This is a genomic window from Bradyrhizobium sp. NAS80.1, from assembly GCF_001908205.1.
GTDB lineage: Bacteria > Pseudomonadota > Alphaproteobacteria > Rhizobiales > Xanthobacteraceae > Bradyrhizobium.
The window spans coordinates 12,722-35,580 of sequence record NZ_LGHL01000057.1 but is presented as its reverse complement, the minus strand read 5'-3'; the positions used below and the strand labels follow the sequence as shown (position 1 = coordinate 35,580).

Here is a 22,859-nt window from a genome sequence, read left to right as displayed (position 1 = left end):
TCCATTTGCGCGGACGCCTGATCAGCCCTTGACAAGATCCCCCAGCAAGTTCGCCGCCACCGTCAGCTTGGCGATGGTCAGGCCGCTGGCAGCAATTTCCTCGACCGAGCGCCGGATACGCGTCGCTTCGGGGTGCGCCGCGAGCCATGTCTCGACGGCAGGATGGCCGGACTGGCCGGTTGCCAGCATATCCGCGGCCAGCCTTCTTTCGGCGCCAGCGATCTGCTCAACCGCGCGATCGATGGCCATACGTTCGAAATAATCGTTTGCCGGCACGCTGCGCGCGGCGGCAATGATGCGGTCGAGACGGAAATTTGCCTCGGCGTCGAAGAAGGTCGCGGCGGCGTCGCCGATCGGGCGCCTGGTGCGCTCGGCAACAGTCACGATGTCGGGTGCCGAGACCAGAGCGTCGAGATCGGCGAGTTCGCCGGCGAGGCCGGCCGGGACACCGGCGTCGGTGAGTTCCTGCCGGCGCTTGCCGCGCGCGGTCTGCAAGTCCGGCGGCAGGGCGGTGTCGAGCCCGGCGGCGATCTGGCGGATCGCCGGGCCGAAACGCGCGATGACCGCCTCGAGGCCGTCCTTGAAATCAACATTGCGCACGTACCAGACCATGCGGGAGAGCAAGAGATCCTGGACGGTCGCGTAGAGGGACAACTGCAACTGTCCGTCAATGCAGGCGTCGAGTGCGTCGATCGCGTCATTGAGCCACTTCAGTCCGTAGGATTCGTCCACCGCCACATAGGCCATCACAATGGTTGCGATATCGGCGTCGGTCTCGTCGATCAGGCGCACGACGCAGGCCGGGCCGCCGCGATTGATTACGGCATTGACGAGACTGGTCGCGATGATCTCCCGACGCAGGCGATGGAACTCAACCGCCGTGGGGAACTGGTCCTGAACCTCACGCGGAAAATACTGAGATAGTTCGCGGGCAAGATAGGGATCATCAGGCACGCTGGTGACGAGCAGGTCGTCATAGAGTGTCAGCTTGGCGTAGGCGAGCAGCACGGCAAGCTCGGGCCGCGTCAGGAACTGGCCGCGTCGTGTGCGCTCGGTGAGCGCTGCGTCGTCGGGCAAGAATTCCACCGCGCGGCTGAGCAAGCCGCGATGTTCGAGCGACTGCATCAGGCGGGTGAGGAAGCCGGTCTCGGCCACGCCTTTACGCTCGGCGAGCGAGAGCGCCAGCGTCTGCAGATAGTTGTTGCGCAGCACCAGCGCGCCGACCTCGTCGGTCATCGCGGCGAGCAGGCTGTTGCGGTCGGCGGGACTGAGGCGTCCCTCGCGCTCGGGGCGCGCCAGCGCGATCTTGATATTGACCTCGACGTCGGACGTATTCACGCCGGCCGAATTGTCGATGGCGTCGGTGTTGAGCTTGACGCCCTTCTGCGCCGCCTCGATGCGGCCGCGCTGGGTGACGCCGAGGTTGGCCCCTTCGCCGATCACCCGGGCGCGCACGTCGCGACCCGTGATGCGGATCGGATCGTTGGCGCGGTCCCCGACCTGATCGTCGCTTTCCCCGGAGGAGCGGAGATAGGTGCCGATGCCGCCAAACCACAAGAGGTCCGCGCGAGCCTTCAGGATCGCCGTCATCACCTCGAAAGGCGTGGCTTGCGGCTTGTCGAGATCGAGCAGGGTGCGCACTTCCGGAGCGAGCGGGATCGCCTTGAGCTGGCGTGAGAACACGCCGCCACCCTGCGAGATCAGCGATTTGTCGTAGTCCTGCCAGCTCGATCGCGGCAGGTCGAACAGGCGCTTGCGCTCGGCGAAGCTGATGGCCGGATCGGGCGACGGATCGATGAAGATGTCGCGATGATCAAAAGCCGCCACAAGCCTTGTCGCCGGAGAGAGCAGCATGCCGTTGCCGAAAACGTCGCCGGACATGTCGCCGACGCCGACCGCAGTGAACGGCATGGTCTGAATGTCGGTGCCGAGCTCGCGGAAGTGGCGCTTGACCGCCTCCCAGGCGCCGCGCGCCGTGATCCCCATCTTCTTGTGGTCGTAGCCCTGGCTGCCGCCGGATGCGAAGGCATCGCCGAGCCAATGGTTCTCCTCGGCCGAGATCGCGTTGGCGATGTCGGAGAAGGTGGCGGTGCCCTTGTCGGCGGCGACGACGAGGTAGGGGTCATCGCCGTCGTGGCGCATGGTCGAGTCGGGCGGCACGACGACGTCGCCATCGAGATTGTCGGTGAGCTCGAGCAGCGAGCGAACGAAGATGCGGTAGGCTTCGGTGCCTTCCGCGAACCAGGCGTCGCGATTGGAAGGCGACGGCAGGCGCTTCGGCACGAAGCCGCCCTTGGCGCCGACCGGCACGATCACGGCGTTCTTGACCTGCTGGGCCTTGACCAGGCCGAGGATCTCGGTGCGGAAATCCTGCGGCCGGTCGGACCAGCGCAGTCCGCCGCGCGCCACCTTGCCGAAGCGCAGGTGAATGCCTTCAACACGGGGCGAATAAACGAAGATCTCGTAGAGCGGTCGGGGCGGGGGCAGGTCCTCGATCCGGCGTGCGTCGAACTTGAATGAGATCACCGGACGCGGATGTCCGTCCCCGCCGACCTGCCACAAATTGGTGCGGATGGCCGACTGCACCAGATTGGTGAAACGGCGCAGGATGCGGTCTTCATCGAGCGCGGCGACGGACTTGAGCTGCTCCTCGATCTCGGCAAGGAGGGCCGCCTCGCGTGCCGAACGCTCGCGATCCGTCAGCGCGAGGCGCGGATCGAGGCGGGTCTGGAACAGCGCGACCAGGTTGGCCGTGATCGCGGCGTTCTTGCGCAACGTCTCCCACATGTAATCCTGGGTGAACGGAGCGCGGATCTGGTGCAGATAGCGCGACAGCGCCCGGATGGTCGAGACTTCCCGCCAGCTCAGGTTGGTACGCAGGATCAGCCCGTTATATCCATCGGATTCGGCACGATCGGTGACCACCGCCATGATCGAGGCTTCCAGGCGATGGCTGAATTCCGGGTTGATCTCGATGGGCTGTCCGTCACTGGTCTCGATCGTCATGTCGTGCAGCCAGACCGGCTCCGGCCGGTTACCGGGCACGATCTGATAGGTGCGTTCGTCGACCACGCGCAGGCCGTGATTCTCGATCACCGGCACCCGGTAGGACAACGACAGCGGTGCGGCGTCGGAGAAGACCTTCAAGCCGAGGCGCTTGGGCTCGTCCTCCACGAAGCGGTGAACCGAAATCGTTATCGGGCGGGCTGGCGTCAGCTTTTCGATGGTGGCGATATCGGCGATTGCCTGCTCCGCGCTGAAAATTTCGGTGTAGCCACCGGTAAAGGCCCGGGCATAACGGTTGGTGAGCATGCGCGCTCGCATGCCATCGGTCGACGCAGTGAGCGCGGCCTTCATCTTGTCGACCCAGGTCGCGGCAATGGCGCTGATCCCGGCTTCGAGCGTGGCGCGCTCGATGACGGGCGTTTTACCTTCATAGCGCCCGACGATGTAGTGGACGCGCGCAAGCGATCCTTCGGGGAAGGACACGTAGGATGCCGATATCGTCCCCTTGTAGGCCTGCGCCAGGAAGGCTCCGACGCGCGTGCGGACGTTGGTGTCGTATTTGTCGCGCGGAATGAAGGTAAGGACGGAGACGAAGCGATCGAACTTGTCGACCCGCGTCAGCGCCCGGACGCGCGGGCGCTCGTAGAGGATCAGGATCTCAATGACGAAGTTGTAGAGCGTGTCGACGTCGATCTGGAACAGATCGTCACGCGGATAATCTTCGAGAATATGCATCAGCGCCTTGCCGGAATGGCCGTTCGGGTCGAAGCCTGCGCGCTGCAGCACCCGCGAAACCTTGTGGCGCACATAAGGGATCTGCCGTACCGAGCGGGTATAGGCGCCCGAGGTAAAGAGGCCGACGACGCGCAACTCGCCTTCGAGCCGGCCGTCGGGCGAATAGAGCTTGATGCCCACATAATCCATCCGGATGCGGCGATGGACGCGGCTGGAGACATTGGCCTTGATGACGATCAGCAGGGTCGGCTCGTGCATGAACTCGCGGATTTCCGACGTCATCACCACCATTTCGGTACCGCGGCGCAGGACCTTCACGTTCGGATCGCGCAGGATGCCGAGGCCTTCGCCGGTTGTAATGTCGTCCGACGCGTCGCTGTCGGGCGAGAAGCGATATTCGCGCACGCCGAGGAAGGTGAAATTGTCCGCGCAGAGCCATTGCAGGAACTGATTGGCTTCGGCGACCTCGTCGATCGGCAGCGGCGGCGGATTGGAAGAGAACGTCTTGATCGCTTCCTCGACGCGGTCGCGCATGGTGCGCCAGTCGGCGACGCAGGCGCGGACATCGCTCAACGACCCGGTGAGGCCGTCGATCAGCTTCTGACGATCGGCATCGGCGTCCAGGCGGGTGATGTGGAGATGAATCAGGCTTTCGCGCGCGCCCTTTGCTCCCTCCGGCAGCGCTTCGCCGTAGAACCGCAGCAGCTTGCCCTCATGATCGCGCTCCACGGCGATGATCGGGTGAGCGACGAGGGTGACTTCGATGCCCTGCTCGGCAAGCTCCGCCATGGTGGAATCGAACAGGAAAGGCATGTTGTCGTTCAGAATCTCGAGCACGGAAATCTCGCGCCCGTTCGGCAATGTCGGGTTGACGACGCGGATATCGGCGCTGCCGGCCGTGCGCCGCTGCACGTGCTCCCAGGCTTGCTCCGCCAGGAGGGCAAGCGAGGCGGCGTCGTAATTGGCGAGATCCTCGATATTTGTGTAGCCGAACAACGGCTCGGCAAAGGCCCGGGGGCTCTTGCCCGCCGGCACGCTGCCCGCTGCGTCGCGGATGAGGGTTGCCCGGGCCTTGTCGTCGCGCCACGCCATAATGTCCTCCATTTGCCGCGCCGTCCGACCGCAGCCGCGATCACCAGCCTGATTCTGGAGTTCATCTCTTCGAGCGCCGGATCCGCTGTTACGCGAAATCCTCGGTCTCGAAGCTTCGACGGCTTCCGACGATCATACTACGATCCCGAAGCGAAAGGCGCACGCTGTCGTGAGAGGCGTGCTAAAATGTGGCCGGCGACGATCTCGCGCGCCGGTCAGGTTTCGGGGGGATCGGCCTGTTCGTGGCAATCGCCGAGATGACCTTGACGAAGGTCGTCACGGTGGGAGCGGGCGTGCGATGACGCCGGGTAACGAGGCCGAATTCGAATCACCAGGTGCGCAAGTTCACGTCTGTGCCAGTAAGGTTCCAGGAGTCGGACCGGGCGCCTAGCTGATGGCGTCGCTCGCCATCACCACGTGACGCATCGCGGCAAAACTCTCGACCCAGCTGCGGGGAACGAATCCGCCGAATTTCGGCGTCCTCACTGCGAGATTGTCGCCGGCGCTTTCCATGGCCTCGGATGAGTAATGCGAGGGCCGCGGCCCTCAGCCTTTGCCTCAGCGCCAGCCAAGCGCAGGCGCGACATGTGCGAGGATCGCCTCGATCGCATGCGCGCAGTAGGCGACGCCGAGCTGGTTGGGGATGGTCAACAGCAAGGTATCGGCCTCGGCGATCGCCTCGTCCTGGCGGAGCTGCTCGATCAACGCATCAGGCTCTGCGGCATAGGAGCGGCCGAAGATCGCGCGCGTCTGCGGATCAATGAAGCCGATCTGGTCCTCGCCTTCGCCTCCGCGACCGAAATAGGCGCGGTCGCGATCGTCCATCAACGCGAAGATGCTGCGGCTCACCGAGACGCGGGGCTCACGGGTGTGGCCGGCTTCCTTCCACGCGGCGCGAAAGGCACGGATCTGCGCGGCCTGCTGCACGTGGAAGGCCTCGCCGGTTTCGTCGTTCTTCAGCGTCGAGCTCTGCAAATTCATGCCGAGCTTCGCTGCCCAGACCGCGGTCGCGTTCGAGCCGGCGCCCCACCAGATCCGTTCGCGCAGCCCTTGCGCATGCGGCTCCAGGCGCAAGAGTCCCGGTGGATTCGGAAACATCGGCTGCGGATTGGGCTCCGCAAAACCTTCGCCGCGCAAAAGGTCGAGGAAGACCTCCGCGTGGCGCCGGCCCATGTCGGCATCGCTCTGGCCGTCAGCCGGCCGATAACCGAAATAACGCCAGCCATCGATCACCTGCTCAGGCGAGCCGCGACTGATGCCGAGCTGAAGCCTTCCGCCGGCAATGAGATCGGCGGAGCCTGCGTCCTCGACCATGTAGAGCGGGTTCTCGTAGCGCATGTCGATCACGGCCGTGCCGATCTCGATCTTGCTGGTCTTCGCGCCGACCGCGGCAAGCAGGGGAAAGGGCGAGGCGAGCTGGCGCGCGAAGTGATGCACACGAAAATACGCGCCGTCCGCGCCGAGCTGCTCCGCCGCGACGGCAAGCTCGATGGATTGCAGCAGCGTGTCTGCCGCCGAGCGGGTCTGCGATTGCGGGGAGGGCGTCCAGTGTCCAAAGGACAGAAATCCGATCTTTTTCATGGAGCAACCTATTGAGTATCGGGCGGCGTTAGTCGTCTAACATTTTGACGAGGAGGGGATTTTGGCGGGAGTTACATGTGCGCACTCATTGGCGCGCACACAGATGCGGGCTGAGATGCGCTGCGGCGGACGTTCGGCAATCAATGGTTGCGGTACCGAAAATCGAGCCGAACCTTGTCAGCACCTTTGACCGACCTCAATCTTTGAGAATGTGCTACCTTCTTTATGTGACGTCAGCTCCTTGGCAGGAGGTGAAGGTGACGAACTCCGAGGCAGACGAGCCATCAGATAAGCCGGAATCTGAAATTAGTCCGCCGGACAAAGTGCCATCAGACCGGAATTTTAGACACCGGCTTTGGGCACGCTTGCAATCTGCCGGCGGCGTGCTCGCCTCGTTGCCGCGGTTGGTGCGGTGGCCGGCGGCCTCGCTGGCTATTGGAATGTCTGGAATGTGGTCCGCAGCGAGGTTCTGCCGGAAGGGCAAAGGACACAGAGAGAGGCCACTGATCGGCCCGCCATCATTCCTCGCCTGTCGCTTGTCGTGCTGCCATTTGCAAACCTCAACAATGATCCGGAGCAGGATTATTTTGCAGACGGTATCGCAACTGACCTGACGACCGATATCGCGCAAATGCCCGGGGCTTTTGTGATTGGTCGCGGGACGGCCTTTACCTACAAGAACAAGCAGGTCGATCTTAAGACGCTCGGTAAGGACCTTGGCATTCGCTGGGCGGTACAGGGCGCGGTGCAGCGGGCCGGAGATCAGGTCCGTATGAATGTGTCACTTGCCGACCTGTCGACTGGTCGCGATGTCTGGTCGGACCGTTTTGACGGTGATCGGACAAATCTTGCGGCCCTGCAGGAGCAGGTCACGGCGCGGCTCGCCCGCTCTCTCAGCGTCCAACTCGTCGAGGCCGAAAGCCAGCGCAGCCAATTGGATAAGTCAGCGAACCCAGATGCTGTGGATTTCAGCATGCGCGGCTGGGCGAAGTTCTATGAGCCCGTGACCAAGTCAACGAACGCGCAGGCAAAGGAGCTGTTCGACAGCGCGCTGCGCCTCGATCCGGACAACGTTGACGCAATCCTCGGGAAAGCGTGGTGCATAGCCCGTGACGTGATCAACGGATGGTCAACGTCCGTGGTCGAGGACAAAAAGGCGGCGACCAAACTAATCGATCAGGTTCTTGCAAAACGCCCGGCGACCGCAAACGCGCACATAGCCAAGGGAACCATTTTGATCTCCGGAAATCCCGCCGAAGCGCTGCCTGAATTCGACGCCGCTTTGGAAATCGACCCTAATTCGCCGGTCGCGTATGCATCAAGGGGGATCGCACTTGTTACGGCGGGACGTGCGCGCGAAGCGTTTTCCCCCATTCAGATCGCTTTGCGCCTAAGCCCCAAAGATCAGGCCGCTGGCAGATGGCACTTCTTCCTCTGTCATGCTCACGTGCATGTGCACCAATATAGCGAAGCCGTTGAGGAATGCAGACGCTCGATCAATCTGAACAAATTAGACTGGTGGCCGTATGCGGATCTGGTTTCAGCTTATGGAGCCACGGGCCAATTGGACATGGCCCAACAAATGTTAGCCGAATTGAATGCAACCCGGCCGGATTTCACGGTCCAATGGCTCCAACAATTCGGCTACGCACTTTCGAGCAACCCGCAGTTTCGTCGGGAGTTCGACGACCTCCTCGAGGGACTGAGAAAGGCTGGCGTTCGCGAGCAATGAGGGGGTAATACGAGAATTGAACTTCAGGCGCGATCTTGCCGGGCCTGGTGTCGGGGACACCCGTGCAGGCGAGCATTCGAGTCGATCTGGCGCATGCTAAGCGGGTGCAAGGTGCGAATATCTCAATGCCTCTCCCCGTGCTACCGCCGGGAGGAGCTTGCCTGCGCGACCCTTGTGCGAGGAGGCACGTCGCTGGTGCGTTTGGGATTGCCGTCGGCACGCCATTGTCTTGGCGTCACTCCGGTCCAGCGCTTGAAGGCGCGGGTGAATGCGCTGATCTCGCCGTAGCCGAGGAGCCAGGCGGTTTGCGAAATCGATAGTTCATCTTTCTTTAGATAGCTCTTGGCGAGGTCGATCTTCAGCTCGTCAAAAATGCCGGCGAAGGTCAATCCCTCCGAGGCGAGGCGCCGCACGAGCGTGCGATGGCTCATGCCGAGACGGCGAGCAATCTCTTCAGCCCGCGCCTCGCGGTGGGGAAGCAACGGCGTGATTGCATTTTCGACGCACGCCCGGAGCGAGCCCCCGCCAGGCTTCCGGTGCGCCAGTGCTTCCTCGCAATATGTCACCAGCAGATCGTTCAAGTAGTTGTCGGCGCTCTCGATCGGCATGGGGCCCGCGGATCGAGGGAGGACGATCTCATCCACATCGGATCCGAACTCGATCCGGCAACCGAGAAACAACCTTATCTCTGCGGGCATCGTGCGACGGTGATGGGCTACTTTGATCCGATTCGGCGCCATGCGGCGATTTGACAGGACGCGGTTCATTCGAACGATCGAGGTGAGCCAGAATTCCATCTGGTGCCGATCCGACCGCCGCTTCACACCGACATATTTCAGGGTAATCGCCATTTCCTTCGCGGCAAATCGCAGCGAAATCCCCTCGTTGGCGAGACGGCAATAGCGTTCGGCCTTCGACAGGGCTTCGGCGATTGTCCTGGAAGACGCCGCGACATAGTAGAGCAGGCCGATCTCGCGAAGGTCGAAGTCGCGCGCCAGGTGGAACCCCAGGGCGTCGTCCTGCAATGCCTCGGCGCCAAGCTCGAGAAATCGGATCTGGCTTTCAGCGCTGAGGCGCGCCTTGCGGTCCTGGATCTGCTTGACGGTCAATCCGACCTTGGACAGCAAGCTGTCTGCCTCGATGCCGGCTTCCAGCAGGCGCGCCCATACCAGGCGGGCGATTGCGCCGGTCGCACTGGGTATCGCCTGCAGGTGGGGCGAACGGGCAGCCGGCACACCAAACCCCCTCGTCGTTGCCGCAACGGCCCCGGGTTCCCGGGGCTCGCAGATCGTGATCGCGGCGTGAGAAGTCAAATTATTGGCTTACGATATCAAGAAACCGGGGGTTGCGTGACTTAAATCGGACTTTCGCCCTCAAGGGAGGGCCTTCTCCTCCCCGAAACGGGCCTTCCCCCCCCCCAAAAAGTCCGAAGATCTTGATGTCCAGCTGTGACGACGACGCCTCGGTTCGTTTGAAAATAACGCGAGGCTACGAAAAGCTGCTCGGAATTCCCCATGTCGCCCATGGCGCCCGAGCGGTTGCGCTCGAACGTGTTGGGGACTGCGAGATCAGCATGTTCGAAGCGCTCGGAGCCAGTGTACCCGCAGCACCCTTGTTCTGGATCGAGCTGTTCGACCTTCGTGTTCATTCCTCGCTCGACAGCTGCGGCTGCCAAAATCTTGACGAAGCGGCCGCCGTGTTCGCGGATTTTGCTTCGCGGGCAAGCGGCCAGGCTGGGGCGTCGCTGCGCGCGGCCGGCGAAATGGAAGGCTGACAATTGCCGCGCCGACCGCGAGCGCCCTCATTTTCGTGAGACGCGAGACGCTCGACATTCACATCTCCCTTGTCCCGTTTTGGTCCACCCGGGTGTGTGCAAGGCAACGTCTGGCAATTCCCGGTTCAGGTGTTGCCCCGCTGCGACACCGCAACACGCTCAGCCGGTATAGATTGGTCGAAATTCAATGCTGCCGGCGCGGCTTCGGACCGCGGGGTTGTTTGCGCCAGTGCGTGGTTTTTTGTGGGTGTTGTCGGTGACTGGAACGAGTCGCATCATTGCTCCAGCGATTTGGTTTGCCTTGTCGGTCGCAACCGTCCTTGGCGGTTGCGCCGGGCGTCCGTCGCAAGGTGTCCTCGTTCCGACGGCGCAAGCCTCTCCCGGAAACACGAATGTTCCGATCTATGTCGTAACAAATCGCCGGCGATCGGATGTCGATCCGGGCGAGATGTTCAGCGGGGAGCGCTCGGACGAGCTCTCGTTTGCCGAGGTGACCGTCTCGATACCGCCCGATGCTTCGCGGAAGATCGGTGAGGTGCAATGGCCTGCACGCCTGCCCGGCGACCCCCATCGGGACTTCACGACCGTTTCGGCGGACTATCTCGACAAAACGCGGTTCTCCGCATCCGTCGCGGCGGCTGTGAAGCAGTCGGGCCGCAACAAGGTGCTCGTGTTCGTTCACGGCTTTAACAATCGCTTCGATGATGCGGTGTACCGCCTCGCGCAGATTGTTCACGATTCAAAGGCGCCGGTCGTTCCTGTGCTCTTCACCTGGCCGTCGCGGGGCGAACTGAGACTGCGCGCCTATACTTACGACCGGGAGAGCGCCAACTTTTCGCGGGACGCGCTCGATAACGTCTTGAGTTCGCTCGACAGCCAGCCCGCCGTTTCCGAGGTCTATCTTCTGGCTCACTCGATGGGCAATTGGATCGCCCTCGAAGCGCTTCGTACGCGTGCGATCCGTAGCCCGGCTGTTGCGTCCGGACGCAGCAAGCTGAAGCATGTGATGCTGGTCGCTCCGGACGTCGATGTCGATGTCTTCAGATCGCAGTTGTCCAGGATGGAAGGCGCGCGGCCGCCAATCGCCCTGTTCGTCTCGCGTGACGATGGAGCGCTCTCGCTGTCGAAGACGCTTTGGGGGGATGTCCCCCGGCTGGGCGATATTGATCCGAACCAGGAGCCCTATCAAAGCGAGCTCAAGCGCGACCGGATCGACGTCTACGACCTGACGAAGCTGGCCGTCGCGGGCGATGACGCTCACGACCGGGCTTTCGAGCAGGTCGGTCCTGTTGTCGCAATGATCCGCAAACGCATGGCGCAGGGTCAGGTGTTGAGTGAACAGCATGCAGCCGCAAATCCGCTTGCCAGGCTTGCCGAGTAGCTGGCAATCGCCGCGGACAAGCGACTGGCCGGTCATTGGAGGAAGTCAATCCTTCTCGCGGTATGTCAACTGGATTTCAGCCTCCAGTAGAAGCTGTGTGGCTGTAGGGCGGCCGATTGCGCCGCCTTCCTGAGTTTACCCGACGCGTCAACGGCTTCGCTGCGTCCACAGGGCATCGCGCCGGCACCCGCCGGCTACTTTGCATGGGGTTGTTTTCGACATTTATGTTGTAGAGGGCACGAAAGCGTCAGGCCGAACCCAATCGCATCCGGCATGCCCGCTACTTCATCAACCGCACGCCCTTGGTCGTGAAGCGCTGCGTCTTGCCGCCCGGACGCACCGGACGCTTCGTGCCGGCGGCCTTGCCGGTGCCGGGGGGCTGGTGCGCGGGCACGAGTTGGTCGGGGCGGGAGCCGATCAGGTCGGCGCGGCCCATCTCCCTCAGCGCATCGCGCAGCACCGGCCAGTTGTCGGGGTCGTGGTAGCGCAGGAACGCCTTGTGCAGGCGGCGCTGGCGCAGCCCCTTGATCGCCTCGACCTTGTCGCTGCCGCCGTGCCGTACGCCGCGCAGCGGATTGACGCCGGTATGGTACATCGCGGTCGCGGTCGCCATCGGCGAGGGCAGGAAGGTCTGCACCTGGTCGGCGCGGTAGCGGTTCTTCTTGAGCCAGAGCGCGAGGTTCATCATGTCCTCGTCGGTCGTGCCCGGATGCGCCGCGATGAAATAGGGGATCAAATAGTACTTCTTGCCGGCCTGCTCGGCCGCGGCATCGAACATCCGCTTGAAGCGGTTATAGGCGCCGATGCCCGGCTTCATCATCTTGTCGAGCGGACCGCGCTCGGTATGTTCAGGCGCGATCTTCAAGTATCCGCCGACGTGATGGGTGACGAGCTCCTTGATGTATTCGGGGCTCTCGACCGCGAGATCATAGCGCACGCCGGAGGCGACCATCACCTTCTTGATGCCCTTGGTCTCGCGCACCTTGCGATAGAGCCGGATCAAATCGTCGTGCGAGGTGTTGAGGTTCGGGCAGATCTCGGGGAAGACGCAGGACGGCCGCCGGCACGCGGCCTCGACCTTCGGGTCCTTGCACGCCATCCGGTACATGTTGGCGGTGGGGCCGCCGATGTCGGAGATCACGCCGGTGAAGCCCGGCGTCTTGTCGCGGATCTTCTCGATCTCGCGCAGGATCGAGTCCTCCGAGCGGTTCTGGATGACGCGGCCTTCATGCTCGGTGATCGAGCAGAACGTGCAGCCGCCGAAGCAGCCGCGCATGATCGTCACCGAGAACTTGATCATCTCCCAGGCGGGGATTCTGGCGTCACCGTAAGACGGATGCGGTGCGCGCGCGTAAGGCAGGTCGTAGACCGCGTCCATCTCCTCGGTGGTGAGCGGGATCGGCGGCGGGTTCAGCCACAGATCGCGATCGCCATGGCGCTGCACCAGCGGCCGCGCATTGCCGGGATTGCTCTCCCGGTGCAACACGCGCGATGCCCGCGCATAGGCTTCGCGGTCCTGCTCGACCTGCTCGAGCGCCGGCAGCCTGATCACCGTGGCGCCGGGCTTCCGCGATGCGCCCTCGTCGGCGGAATCGAGATCGTCGGCGTGCAGCTCGGAATAGTCCTCGGGGACTCGGCGGAACAGCGCAACGCCCCTGATATCATCGAGTTCGCGCGGTGCTTCGCCGGCGGCGAGCCGGTTCGCCACCTCGACGACGGCGCGCTCGGCATTGCCGTAGAGCAAGAGGTCCGCCTTGGCGTCGGCCAGCACCGAGCGGCGCACCTTGTCCGACCAGTAGTCGTAATGCGCGATCCGGCGCAGCGAGGCCTCGATGCCGCCGAGCACGATCGGCACATCCTTGAACGCCTCGCGGCATCGCTGGGCGTAGACAATGGTGCAGCGGTCCGGCCGCTTGCCGCCTTCGCCACCGGCCGTATAGGCATCGTCATGGCGCAGGCGGCGGTCCGCGGTGTAGCGGTTCACCATCGAATCCATGTTGCCGCCGGTGACGCCGAAGAACACCTTTGGCTTGCCCAACGCCTTGAACGGCTCGGCCGAATGCCAGTCGGGCTGCGCGATGATGCCGACCCGAAAGCCTTGCGCCTCGAGCAGCCGGCCGATGATCGCCATGCCAAAACTCGGATGGTCGACATAGGCATCGCCCGTCACCAGCACGATGTCGCAGGCATCCCAGCCGAGCGCATCCATCTCGGCGCGGCTCATCGGGAGGAACGGCGCCGGCTTGCGGGGCCGCGCCTGGGCCATCAGGGGCTTCTCGGCGGTGATAATCTGGGTGTCCATGTGGGCTACGGATAAGACCCCGGGCCTCCGAATTCAACCGACGGGCGCGTGAAAGATTTAAGGTTCCGCGGTGCTTCGGGGGCTTCAGGACCGCCCGGAAAACGCCTGCTCGACGCGGGCGGCGAAGGAGATCAGACGCTCCTCGCTGTGCGGCGGGCCGACGATCTGGAGCGAGACCGGCATGCCGGCCCGGTCGTGGCCGGCGGGCACCGCGAGTGCGGGGCAGCCGAGGATCGACCAGACATAGGTGATCATGATCCAGTCGATGTAGCTCTCGCATTGTGTGCCGTCGATCTCGGCCGGCCACATGATCTCGACGGGGAACGGCGCGACCTGCGTGGTCGGGCAGATCAGGATGTCGAACTCGCTAAAGAAGCCCTGCATGCGCCGGTAGATCGCCGCCCGCCGCTCCATCGCGGATGCGATGTCCCTTGCGGACAGGCTTTCGCCATGGGCGATGTCGCCGGCGACCTCGGGCGTGAAGCGGTCGCGCGATTGCGGCCAGAGCCTGCCCCAGGTCGCGAGATAAGCGAGGCCGCGGAGCGCGCGGATGACACCCGGCAGCCCGGCGATGTCGGGCGCGGTCTCGCTCATCGCGCAGCCGGCGCGCTGAAGCCGATCGATCGCGCCGCGGAAGCCGGAGCGGATGTTTTGATCGACCGGCAGCAGGCCGAGATCCCAGGAGACCGCGATCCGTCCTGCCCAGCTCGGCCGCGCGGCTGCGTTCTGGAACGATGCAGGCTGCTCGCGCGACACCAGGTCAGGCGCGTGGAAGCCGCTCATCGCATCGAGCATCAAGGCAAGATCTGGAATCGTCCGGGCCATCGGCCCTTCCACGAAGACCGTGTCGAAGGGATCGGAGAGCGGTTTGCGTGGCACGAGACCTGGCGTCGGCCTGAGGCCTGCCACGCCGCAGAATGCGGCCGGCGTACGCAGGCTGCCGCCGACATCGTTGCCGTGACCGAGAAAGACCTGACGCGCGGCGAGCGCCGCCGCCGAGCCGCCGGAGGAGCCGCCCGATGTCAACGCCGGGAAGAACGGATTGCGCGTCGCGCCGAACAGCGCGTTGGTCGTGTTCGCGCCGCCGAGCTCCGACAGATTGCTCTTGCCGACAACGATGGCGCCATTGCGCTGCAGGCGGTCGATGGTAGGGTTCGAAACATCGGGCACGCGGCCTGCTGTCAGCGCGCTGCCGCCACTGGTCGGCACGCCCAAGACATCCGTGTTGTCCTTGACTGCCAGCGGGAGTCCGCAGAGCAACGGCCAGTCCTCGCCAGCGGCATTTTTCTCCATCAGCCGCCGCGCTTCGCTGCGCGCGGCTTCGAAGCAGCGAACCGGAATCGCATTGATTCCCGCATCCGTCGCCTCGATCCGGCCGATCGCGGCATCGACGACCTCGAGCGGCGACAGATGGCCTTTGCGAATTTCGGCGATGGCTTCGACGGCGGAAAGCGCAACTATGCCGGTGGAAGGCGCGAGGCCGGACGCATCACTCATATTCATTTCCGCATGGGGGCGGTGGAGCCGCGCACCACGAGCGCTGGCTGAAGCTGGATCGATTTGGCCTCGTCCTCACCAGGGCCAGACCGGCCTTCGGTGATGCGCGACAGCAACGTTGAGACCGTGGTCTCGGCGATCGCCTCGGACGGCTGCGTCACGACGGTCATGCCCGGCCGCACCAGCCCGGCCCATGGCAGTTCGTCGACGGCGATGATGGAGAGCTCGTCCGGTATAGAAACGTTCCGCTCGGTGATGGCGCGCAGCAGCCCGAGCGCGAGATGATTGTTGGTCGCGAAGACAGCAGTCGGCCGCTCTGCATGCGCGAGCAGCCGAAGCGCGGCGGCGTGGCCTGCGGCCTCTGAAAAATTGTCTTTCTCGATCAGCCGTTCGTCAAGCGTGACGCCGCGCGCGGCCAAACCACTTCTAAATCCATCAAGCCGGTGGCGCGCGATCTGATGCTCGGGCGAGCCCATGATCACGGCGATGCGGCGATGGCCGAGATCGTCGAGATGCTCGGCCGCGAGTCGTCCCAGCGCGACATTGTCGGTCGTGACGGAATCGAGGTCGAGGCCTTCAATCCGCCGGTCGACCAGGATGCCGGGCATCGGCAGGTTCGCGAGCGCCGCCTGGCGACCGCTCCAGCCGCGCCGCGTCGGAATGACGATGGCGCCGTCGGCGCGCTGCGACAGCAGCATGGCGAGATGCCGCTCCTCGCGCTCTGGGTCTTCGGCGCTGTTGCAGAGGATGACCGAATAGCCGGCGGCGCTCGACAGCCGCTCGATGCTTTCGACGAGCTTGAGAAAATAGGGATTGGCGAGATCGGCTACGAGCAGGCCGAGGATGCGGGTGGCGCCGCTGCGCAGGCTGCGCGCGCTCGCATGCGGCGCATAGCCGAGCTTTTGAGCGGCTGCGTTGACGCGCTCCTGCAGGAGCGCGCTGACCTTGCCCGACCGGTTGAGCGTCTTCGACACGGTGGCGACGGAAACGCCGGCCAGCCGCGCGACCTCATGGATGGTGGGCAACGGTCCTCCGGACATTGAGCTCCTCCTGTAAATCGTTTTCTTTACCGTCGCGATTTGTCGCTGGCAAGTCGGAATATTGCCGACAGTATCTCGCTATTGCGCATGATGGTTGTCCGTGCTTACTTAGAAAAACGATTAACTTAGTGAGGGCAGACAATGGTGCGGGGCGGGCGTTGCATCCGGCGATCGCCGGAGCGCATCGGGGGAGCGGAGGGGGCGGCATGACCGGCTATGTGCTGGGCCGGCTGTTCGCAGCCATTCCCGTGCTGCTCGCGGTCGCGGTGTTCGTCTTCCTGCTGCTCAGCCTTGTGCCGGGCGACCCCGCGGTGCTGATCGCCGGCGACTTCGCCTCGCCGCAGCAGGTGGACGCGGTGCGACAGGCGCTCGGACTCAATCTGCCGCTGCTGCCGCGTTTTCTCGCCTGGGCGGGACGCATGCTGAGCGGCGATTTCGGCCTGTCGCTGTTCAGCCGCATCCCTGTCTCGCAGCTCGTCGCGCAGCGCATCGAGCCGACACTGCTTCTCTCGCTTATGACCATCACGATCGCAGTCGTTGTAGCCGTGCCGCTTGGCCTCGTCGCCGCCTATCGCCCGAGGGGGATCGTTGCGCGCCTGACCATGGCGGGCGCTGTGCTCGGGTTCTCGCTGCCGGTCTTCGTCGTGGCCTTCGCGCTCGTCTATACGCTGGCGCTCGGCCTGCACTGGTTTCCGGTTCAGGGCTACAAGCCGCTGTCGCAGGGCGTGCTTGCCTCGTTGCATTCGCTGGTGCTGCCTGCGATCTCGCTGTCCTTCCTCTACATCGCGCTGATCGCACGCGTGACCCGCGCCGCCGTGCTGGAGGTGCTGCGCGAGGACTATGTCCGCACCGCCCATGCCAAGGGGCTGTCCACCCGCAAGATCATCGCGCGGCACGTGCTCAGCAACGCTGCGGTGCCGATCATCACGGTTGTCGGTATCGGATTTGCGGCGCTGCTCGGCGGCGTCGTCGTCACCGAAACCGTGTTCTCCATTCCAGGTCTCGGCCGGTTGACGGCGGACTCGATCCTGCGGCGCGATTATCCGGTGGTGCAGGCGCTGATCCTGCTGTTCGCCTTCGTCTACGTCGTCGTCAATCTCGTGGTCGACATTCTCTACGCCGTCGTCGATCCGCGGATCCGGTACTGATGCGGGACGAGCCGATGACGATCACCACTGCAGCAGACGGGATCGATACGCCGGGCATCCGCGTCAACAGGTTTGCGCGGATCGCAAGCCTACCGCTTCGCCAGCCGATGCTGGCTGCGAGCTGTGCCGTGCTGCTCGCCTTTGGCGCTTTGGCCGTTGCGAGCCCGTGGATCACGCCGGATCCGGCCGCGCTCGATCCCTTGAGCCGGCTGGAGTCGCCGTCGCTGGTGCAGCCCTTCGGTACCGACCAGGTCGGCCGTTCCGTCTTCGCCCGCGCATTGTGGGGAACGCGCGTCTCGCTGTCGGTCGGTATTGCCGTTGCGATTCTCACCACGCTGGTCGGCGTGACCGTCGGTGTTGTCGCCGGCTATTTCCGCAGCGTCGACAAGGTTGTGATGCGCGCCATGGACGCGGTCATGGCCATTCCCGCGATCCTGCTTGCGATCGCGCTCGTCGCCTTGATCGGCGCGTCGCCGATCGTGATCGTTGCAGCGATCAGCCTGCCGGAAATTCCCCGCATGGCGCGCGTGGTGCGCGCCAGCGTCCTCACCTTGCGTGAACGCGTCTATGTCGAGGCCGCCATCACCTGCGGCGGGCGCACCACGACCATCCTGCGCCGTCACATCCTGCCCGGTGCCGCAGGGCCGATCATGGTGCAATCGACCTACGTCTTTGCCTCCGCGATGATCCTTGAATCGATCCTCTCCTTTCTCGGCGCGGGCACGCCGCCTGATGTGCCGAGCTGGGGCAACATGATGTCGGAGGGCCGCCAGTTCCTCCAGATCGCGCCGTGGATCCTCGGCTTTCCGGCTTTGATGCTCGCAGCCACCGTACTCGCCGCCAACCTGCTCGGAGACGGCCTGCGTGACCTGCTCGATCCGAGCCTTGGAGGAGGCGAGGTGCGATGAGTGCTCCGCTGCTCTCCGTCGAGAACCTCTCGATCGCGCTCAACGCGCGACGCGCTGCCGTACCGCTCGTTCGCAACGTCTCCTTCGCGATCGATCCGGGCGAAACGTTGTGCCTTGTAGGGGAGAGCGGTTGCGGCAAGAGCCTGACCGCGCTTTCCGTCATCGGCCTGCTCAACCGCAGCGTCATGCAGGTCACCTCCGGCCGCATTCTCTTCGAAGGACGCGATCTCGTCAGGCTCGGTACTGAGGAGATGCGCAAGCTCCGTGGCGATCGCCTCGCCATGGTGTTCCAGGAGCCGATGACGTCGCTCAATCCGCTGTTGCGGGTCGGCGAGCAGATCGCCGAGGTGATCGTCGAGCACCGCGGCGTGTCCGAGGCGGAGGCACGGCGGCAAGCGATCGAACTGCTCGATCTCGTCCGCATTCCGGATGCGCGGCGGCGCGCGTCGGAGTTTCCGCATCAGCTCTCCGGCGGCATGCGGCAGCGGGTCATGATCGCGATGGCGCTCGCCCTGCGCCCGGCGTTGCTGATCGCGGACGAGCCGACCACTGCGCTCGACGTCACCATCCAGGCGCAAGTCCTGACCCTGATCGACGATCTTCGCCACGAGTTCGGTACGTCGGTTCTGCTGATCACGCATGATCTCGGTGTCGTCGCGGAAATGGCGGACCGGGTCGTTGTGCTCTATGCCGGCGGCATCGTCGAGCAGGCGGGCGTCAACGACATCTTCGATGCGGCGGCCCATCCCTATACGCGTGGCCTGCTCGGCGCCATCGGGCAGCTCAACAGCGGTACGCGAGATCGTCTCGCCGAGATTCCTGGAAACGTGCCGAGCCCGGCCTCGCTCGGCACCGGCTGCGCTTTCCACCAGCGTTGCGGCGTCGCTATGCCGATCTGTCAGTCGAAAATGCCGTTGTTGTCGGGCGCAGGGGAGCACCAGGCCGCTTGCTGGCTCGGCAAGGCCGGGGCGGAGGTGCTCGCATGAGCGCCGTGCTCGAAGTCTCCGGCCTGACCCAAATCTTCACCTCGCAGAAGGGGCCGTTCGGCCTGTTCGGCCGGCGCGAGCTGCGCGCGGTCGACGACGTCAGTTTCGCGGTCGCGCGTGGACGCACCTTCTGTCTCGTCGGCGAAAGCGGCTGCGGCAAGACCACGATCGGCCGCATGGTGGTGCGCCTGTTGAAGCCGACGGCGGGCTCCGTCCGCATCAACGGCGAAGACTTCGGCAGTCTCGCCGGTGAGACGCTGCGAAAGAAACGCCAGCAGGTGCAGATGGTGTTCCAGGATCCGTTCGCCTGTCTCAACTCGCGCATGACGGCGGCAGAGATCGTCGAAGAGCCCTTGCAGAATTTCGGCATCGGTGATGCCGTGACGCGGCGGCGCAAGGTCGCGCGCCTGTTCGACCAGGTCGGTCTGCCCCAACATTTTCACGCGCGCCTGCCGCATCATTTGTCGGGTGGACAGCGGCAGCGCCTCGGCATCGCGCGGGCACTTGCGGCCGATCCCGCGCTGATCGTTGCCGACGAGGCGGTCGCGGCCCTCGACGTGTCGATCCGCTCGCAGATCCTCAATCTGCTGAAGGACGTGCAGCGTGAGATCGGGATCTCCTATCTCTTCATCTCGCACGATCTTGCCGTGGTGCGTTACCTCGCCGACGACGTTGCAGTGATGTATCTTGGCGCCATCGTCGAGCAGGGACCGGCGGAGGCCGTGTTCGCCGCACCGGCGCATCCCTATACGCGCGCATTGATCGATTCCGTCCCCGCGGTTCATCCGCGCAACAGGCGCCGCCGCGTCGCTCTCGAAGGCGAAGTGCCGAGCGCCGCCGCGCTGCCGTCCGGCTGTCGCTTCCGGACGCGCTGTCCGTTCGCCACGGATCTGTGCGCGCAGAAGACGCCGGCGATGACCGAGATCGCGCCCGGCCATGCCGTCGCCTGCCATCACGCGCAATCGCTGCCACGCTTCGACGCTCCGCGTCCAGGTGCGGCGGCTACCAACGCCGTCACCTAAAACAGTAACTGGGAGGAGTAACAAGAATGAAGCGGCCGAACAGATTGCTTGCCGTCATGGTTACGGCGGGCTTGCTGGGCACGATGTCGTCAGCCCTTGCCGAGACGGTGCTGAAGATCCGCCCCTTTGGCGATCTCAAGCAAATCGATCCTGTCATCACGTCCGACTACATGGTCCGCAACCACGGCTATATGGTCTACGATACGCTGTTCTCGCTCGACGAGAAGCTGGTCGCGCAGCCGCAGATGCTCGAAGCCTTCACGGTCAGCGGCGATCAGCTCAGCTATACTTTCACGCTGCGCGGCGGCCTGACGTTCAACAACGGCCAGCCCGTCACCGCTGAAGACGCGGTGGCTTCGCTGAAGCGCTGGTGGCAGCGCGATGGCCTTGGCCAGCAGCTCGCCGCCGTCAGCGACAGTCTGACGGTCAAGGATGACAAGACTTTCGAGCTGAAGCTCAAGCGTCCCTGGGGCCTGGTGATCGAAGCGCTGTCCAAGCCGAGCTCCAACGTGCCCTTCATCATGCCGAAGTCGATCGCAGCGACGCCGGCCGACACCGCCATCACGGATGCGACCGGCTCCGGTCCCTTCATCATGAAGAAGGACGAGTGGGTCCCGGGCTCCAAGGTCGTCTACGTCAAGAACCTCGGCTACAAGCCGCGCCAGGAGCCGGCGAGCGGGCTTGCCGGCAGCAAGCTCGCCAAGGTCGATCGCGTCGAATGGCATTACATTCCCGACGCGCAGACCGCGCTCAATGCGCTGCAGGCCGGTGAGATCGACATTTTCGAGGAAGTGCCACCGGACTTTTTGCCAACCCTCGCCGGCAATGCCGACATCAAGACCATGCCGCAGGACACGCTTGGCATGCAGATGGTGTTCCGCATGAACACCTCGGTGCCGCCGTTCAACAACCAGAAAGTTCGGCAGGCGATCAGCTACATGATCGACCAGGAGAAGTTCGCTCGCGCGTATGTCAGCGATCCAATGCTCTACAAAAACTGCCTGAGCTTCTACATGTGCTCGTCGCCCTACTTCACTGCCGACGGCTGGGTGAAGCCGGATATCGAGAAGGCCAAGAAGCTGATCGCCGAGAGCGGCTATGACGGCACGCCGGTTGTGGTGCTGCATGCGACCGAGAGCGGCCCGACCAACACGTTCAGCCTCGTCGCTGAGCAACTGATGCGGCAGATCGGCCTCAAGGTCGAACCGCAGGCGATGGATTGGGGCACTCTGGTTGGGCGCCGGGCGTCGAAGGAAACGGTCGACAAGGGCGGCTGGTCGCTGTTCATGTCGGGGCCGACGGGCGCGGACATGTTCGAGCCGGTCGGACACCTTGGTCTGCGCGCCAATTGCGACAAGGCCTGGTTCGGCTGGCCTTGCGACGAGCAGATCGAGAAGCTGCGCAGCGAGTTTGCGCTGGCAACCGCCCCCGAGCAGAAAAAGAAGATCGCCACTGACCTCCAGCTCCGGGCCGTCGATTACGTGCCCTATTGGCCGGCGGCGCAGCTCTATCTGGTGCGGGCCGTGCGCGGCAATGTCGATGGCATCGTGAAGGCCGCCGTGCCGGTGTATTGGAACATCACGAAGAAGTAGCTGAAACGGCCGGGCATCGCGTTCGCGATGGCCCGGCCGAAAACTGTTAGCCGCCGGCGAGTGCCTGCCTGACCTCGGCGACAGTGGCCGGTTCGCCGCCGTGCTTGCACACCATCTGTACGGCGTCCTCGACCAGCCTGAGATTGGTCGCGGTTGAGCCCAGCAGCGCATCCTCCAGCCCAACGCGGATATGGCCGCCGCGCGCCACGGTCTCGCCAATCAGCGGCGCGACGTCGACGCCGAGGCCGGACACCATCCAGGGGGCGCCGGCCGCTTCCTCCTCCGCCAGCGTGACGAGCGCCGCGAGGCCATAAGGCTTAGGCGGAAAGCAGAACGCGAACTGCTGCGAGAACATGAAGCGGTAGATCGGCGTCTTCACGCCGCTCGCGCGGGCAAGCGCTGCGCCGGCGCGGATGAAGCCAGGCTCGTAGATGGCGAAGGCGGGGTGGATACCGTGGCGTTTGGCAACCGCAAGCCCATGCCGGATATGGGTCTCCGGATTGAGATAGGTCTCCGCCGGCTTTGCCTGTGCTGTGGTCGCAGTCAGCGTGAAGTTGACGCTGCCGGGATCGACCACTGCGAATTCGAGCAGCCCGCGTTCGGCCAGCGCCTCGATATGGGCGAAGCGCGCTATGGGGTCTGCGACATTGCCGCGCGTATCTAGACCGGGGATGGATGGGTAGACGGGCACGTCGACCTTGGCACGAATGCCCTCGATGATGCGCGCATATACCTGCCAGTCGAAGGTTTGCGGTCCGCCGCCGTCATAGGCGTGCGCATGGACGATTGCCGCGCCGGCCTGGGCGCAGGCGATGCCCTCGGCGATGATCGCATCAATCGTATCGGGAATGCCGGGCTGATGCGCGCGGCTCCAGGGCCCGTTCAATGCCGCCTCGATCCAGACTTTGTGCATGGCGCGCCTCCCTCATCCGCCGAACGCGCGGTGTTTGTCTTGGAAGACAATATCACGCACGCCGCACGAGGTCAGTGCCGTCAGGCGGGTGATGCCGTCCATGCTCTGCGCGCTGCTTGGGGTGCTGTTGGTCTCTGTGACCCGCGCCCA

At 64.2% G+C, this 22,859-nt stretch carries 16 protein-coding genes; 8 read left to right on the top strand and 8 right to left on the bottom strand.

The genetic code is table 11. The features are described 5' to 3' along the window. Positions 1–21: 21 nt before the first annotated feature. From AC629_RS14595 to AC629_RS14590, 3 genes are all read right to left on the bottom strand, one after another. The gene (locus AC629_RS14595; protein ID WP_084805413.1) at positions 22–4,845 is read right to left on the bottom strand and encodes an NAD-glutamate dehydrogenase; all 4,824 of its coding nucleotides are present in this window, start codon (positions 4,843–4,845) and stop codon (positions 22–24) included. Between the two features lie 375 nt (positions 4,846–5,220). Then, on the bottom strand, positions 5,221–5,346 hold the full coding sequence (locus AC629_RS49835; protein ID WP_283846589.1) for a hypothetical protein: 126 nt from the start codon (positions 5,344–5,346) through the stop codon (positions 5,221–5,223). Positions 5,347–5,391: 45 nt separating this feature from the next. After that, positions 5,392–6,414 carry an LLM class flavin-dependent oxidoreductase gene (locus AC629_RS14590; RefSeq protein WP_084805412.1) on the bottom strand — a complete coding sequence of 341 codons (1,023 nt, stop codon included), beginning with the start codon at positions 6,412–6,414 and terminating at the stop codon, positions 5,392–5,394. Between the two features lie 355 nt (positions 6,415–6,769). Here AC629_RS14590 and AC629_RS14585 point away from each other — a divergent pair, with 355 nt between their 5' ends. Then, positions 6,770–8,146, top strand: a complete 1,377-nt coding sequence (locus AC629_RS14585; RefSeq protein WP_245331865.1) for a tetratricopeptide repeat protein — start codon at positions 6,770–6,772, stop codon at positions 8,144–8,146. A gap of 140 nt (positions 8,147–8,286) precedes the next feature. On the opposite strand, the gene AC629_RS14580 is transcribed toward AC629_RS14585, so the two are convergent. Further along, complete coding sequence (locus AC629_RS14580) at positions 8,287–9,381, bottom strand: AraC family transcriptional regulator (protein WP_245331864.1); 1,095 nt, start codon at positions 9,379–9,381, stop codon at positions 8,287–8,289. Positions 9,382–9,719: 338 nt separating this feature from the next. Here AC629_RS14580 and AC629_RS14575 point away from each other — a divergent pair, with 338 nt between their 5' ends. Together AC629_RS14575 and AC629_RS14570 are read left to right on the top strand one after the other, a co-directional pair. Next, entirely contained in the window at positions 9,720–9,920 is a 201-nt protein-coding gene (locus AC629_RS14575; protein ID WP_245331863.1) for a hypothetical protein, read from the top strand. A gap of 301 nt (positions 9,921–10,221) precedes the next feature. After that, positions 10,222–11,301, top strand: a complete 1,080-nt coding sequence (locus tag AC629_RS14570) for an alpha/beta hydrolase (protein ID WP_245331862.1) — start codon at positions 10,222–10,224, stop codon at positions 11,299–11,301. Between the two features lie 280 nt (positions 11,302–11,581). Here the strand turns inward: AC629_RS14570 and AC629_RS14565 are convergent, their stop codons facing one another. From AC629_RS14565 to AC629_RS14555, 3 genes are all read right to left on the bottom strand, one after another. Next, complete coding sequence (locus AC629_RS14565; protein ID WP_084805410.1) at positions 11,582–13,603, bottom strand: YgiQ family radical SAM protein; 2,022 nt, start codon at positions 13,601–13,603, stop codon at positions 11,582–11,584. An 84-nt stretch (positions 13,604–13,687) separates the two neighbouring features. Beyond that, the gene (locus AC629_RS14560) at positions 13,688–15,100 is read right to left on the bottom strand and encodes an amidase (protein WP_168195483.1); all 1,413 of its coding nucleotides are present in this window, start codon (positions 15,098–15,100) and stop codon (positions 13,688–13,690) included. A 2-nt stretch (positions 15,101–15,102) separates the two neighbouring features. After that, positions 15,103–16,140 (bottom strand): LacI family DNA-binding transcriptional regulator, encoded by a 1,038-nt coding sequence (locus tag AC629_RS14555; RefSeq protein WP_084805408.1) that lies wholly within the window; start codon positions 16,138–16,140, stop codon positions 15,103–15,105. A gap of 206 nt (positions 16,141–16,346) precedes the next feature. On the opposite strand from AC629_RS14555, the gene AC629_RS14550 reads away from it, so the two are divergent. Genes AC629_RS14550 through AC629_RS14530 form a run of 5 tightly spaced genes read left to right on the top strand, consistent with a single transcriptional unit; the run spans position 16,347 to position 21,796 of the window. Next, complete coding sequence (locus AC629_RS14550) at positions 16,347–17,288, top strand: ABC transporter permease (RefSeq protein ID WP_084805407.1); 942 nt, start codon at positions 16,347–16,349, stop codon at positions 17,286–17,288. Positions 17,289–17,302: 14 nt separating this feature from the next. After that, the gene (locus tag AC629_RS14545; RefSeq protein ID WP_084805454.1) at positions 17,303–18,196 is read left to right on the top strand and encodes an ABC transporter permease; all 894 of its coding nucleotides are present in this window, start codon (positions 17,303–17,305) and stop codon (positions 18,194–18,196) included. Then, entirely contained in the window at positions 18,193–19,182 is a 990-nt protein-coding gene (locus AC629_RS14540; RefSeq protein WP_084805406.1) for an ABC transporter ATP-binding protein, read from the top strand. Before AC629_RS14545 ends, AC629_RS14540 begins: the two co-directional genes overlap by 4 nt. Continuing rightward, positions 19,179–20,204: an ABC transporter ATP-binding protein gene (locus AC629_RS14535; RefSeq protein WP_084805405.1), complete on the top strand. Its 1,026-nt coding sequence runs from the start codon at positions 19,179–19,181 to the stop codon at positions 20,202–20,204. Before AC629_RS14540 ends, AC629_RS14535 begins: the two co-directional genes overlap by 4 nt. Positions 20,205–20,230: 26 nt before the next feature. Further along, complete coding sequence (locus tag AC629_RS14530; RefSeq protein WP_084805404.1) at positions 20,231–21,796, top strand: ABC transporter substrate-binding protein; 1,566 nt, start codon at positions 20,231–20,233, stop codon at positions 21,794–21,796. A gap of 46 nt (positions 21,797–21,842) precedes the next feature. Here the strand turns inward: AC629_RS14530 and AC629_RS14525 are convergent, their stop codons facing one another. Continuing rightward, positions 21,843–22,709 (bottom strand): beta-keto acid cleavage family enzyme, encoded by an 867-nt coding sequence (locus tag AC629_RS14525; RefSeq protein ID WP_084805403.1) that lies wholly within the window; start codon positions 22,707–22,709, stop codon positions 21,843–21,845. Between the last annotated feature and the right edge of the window lie 150 nt (positions 22,710–22,859).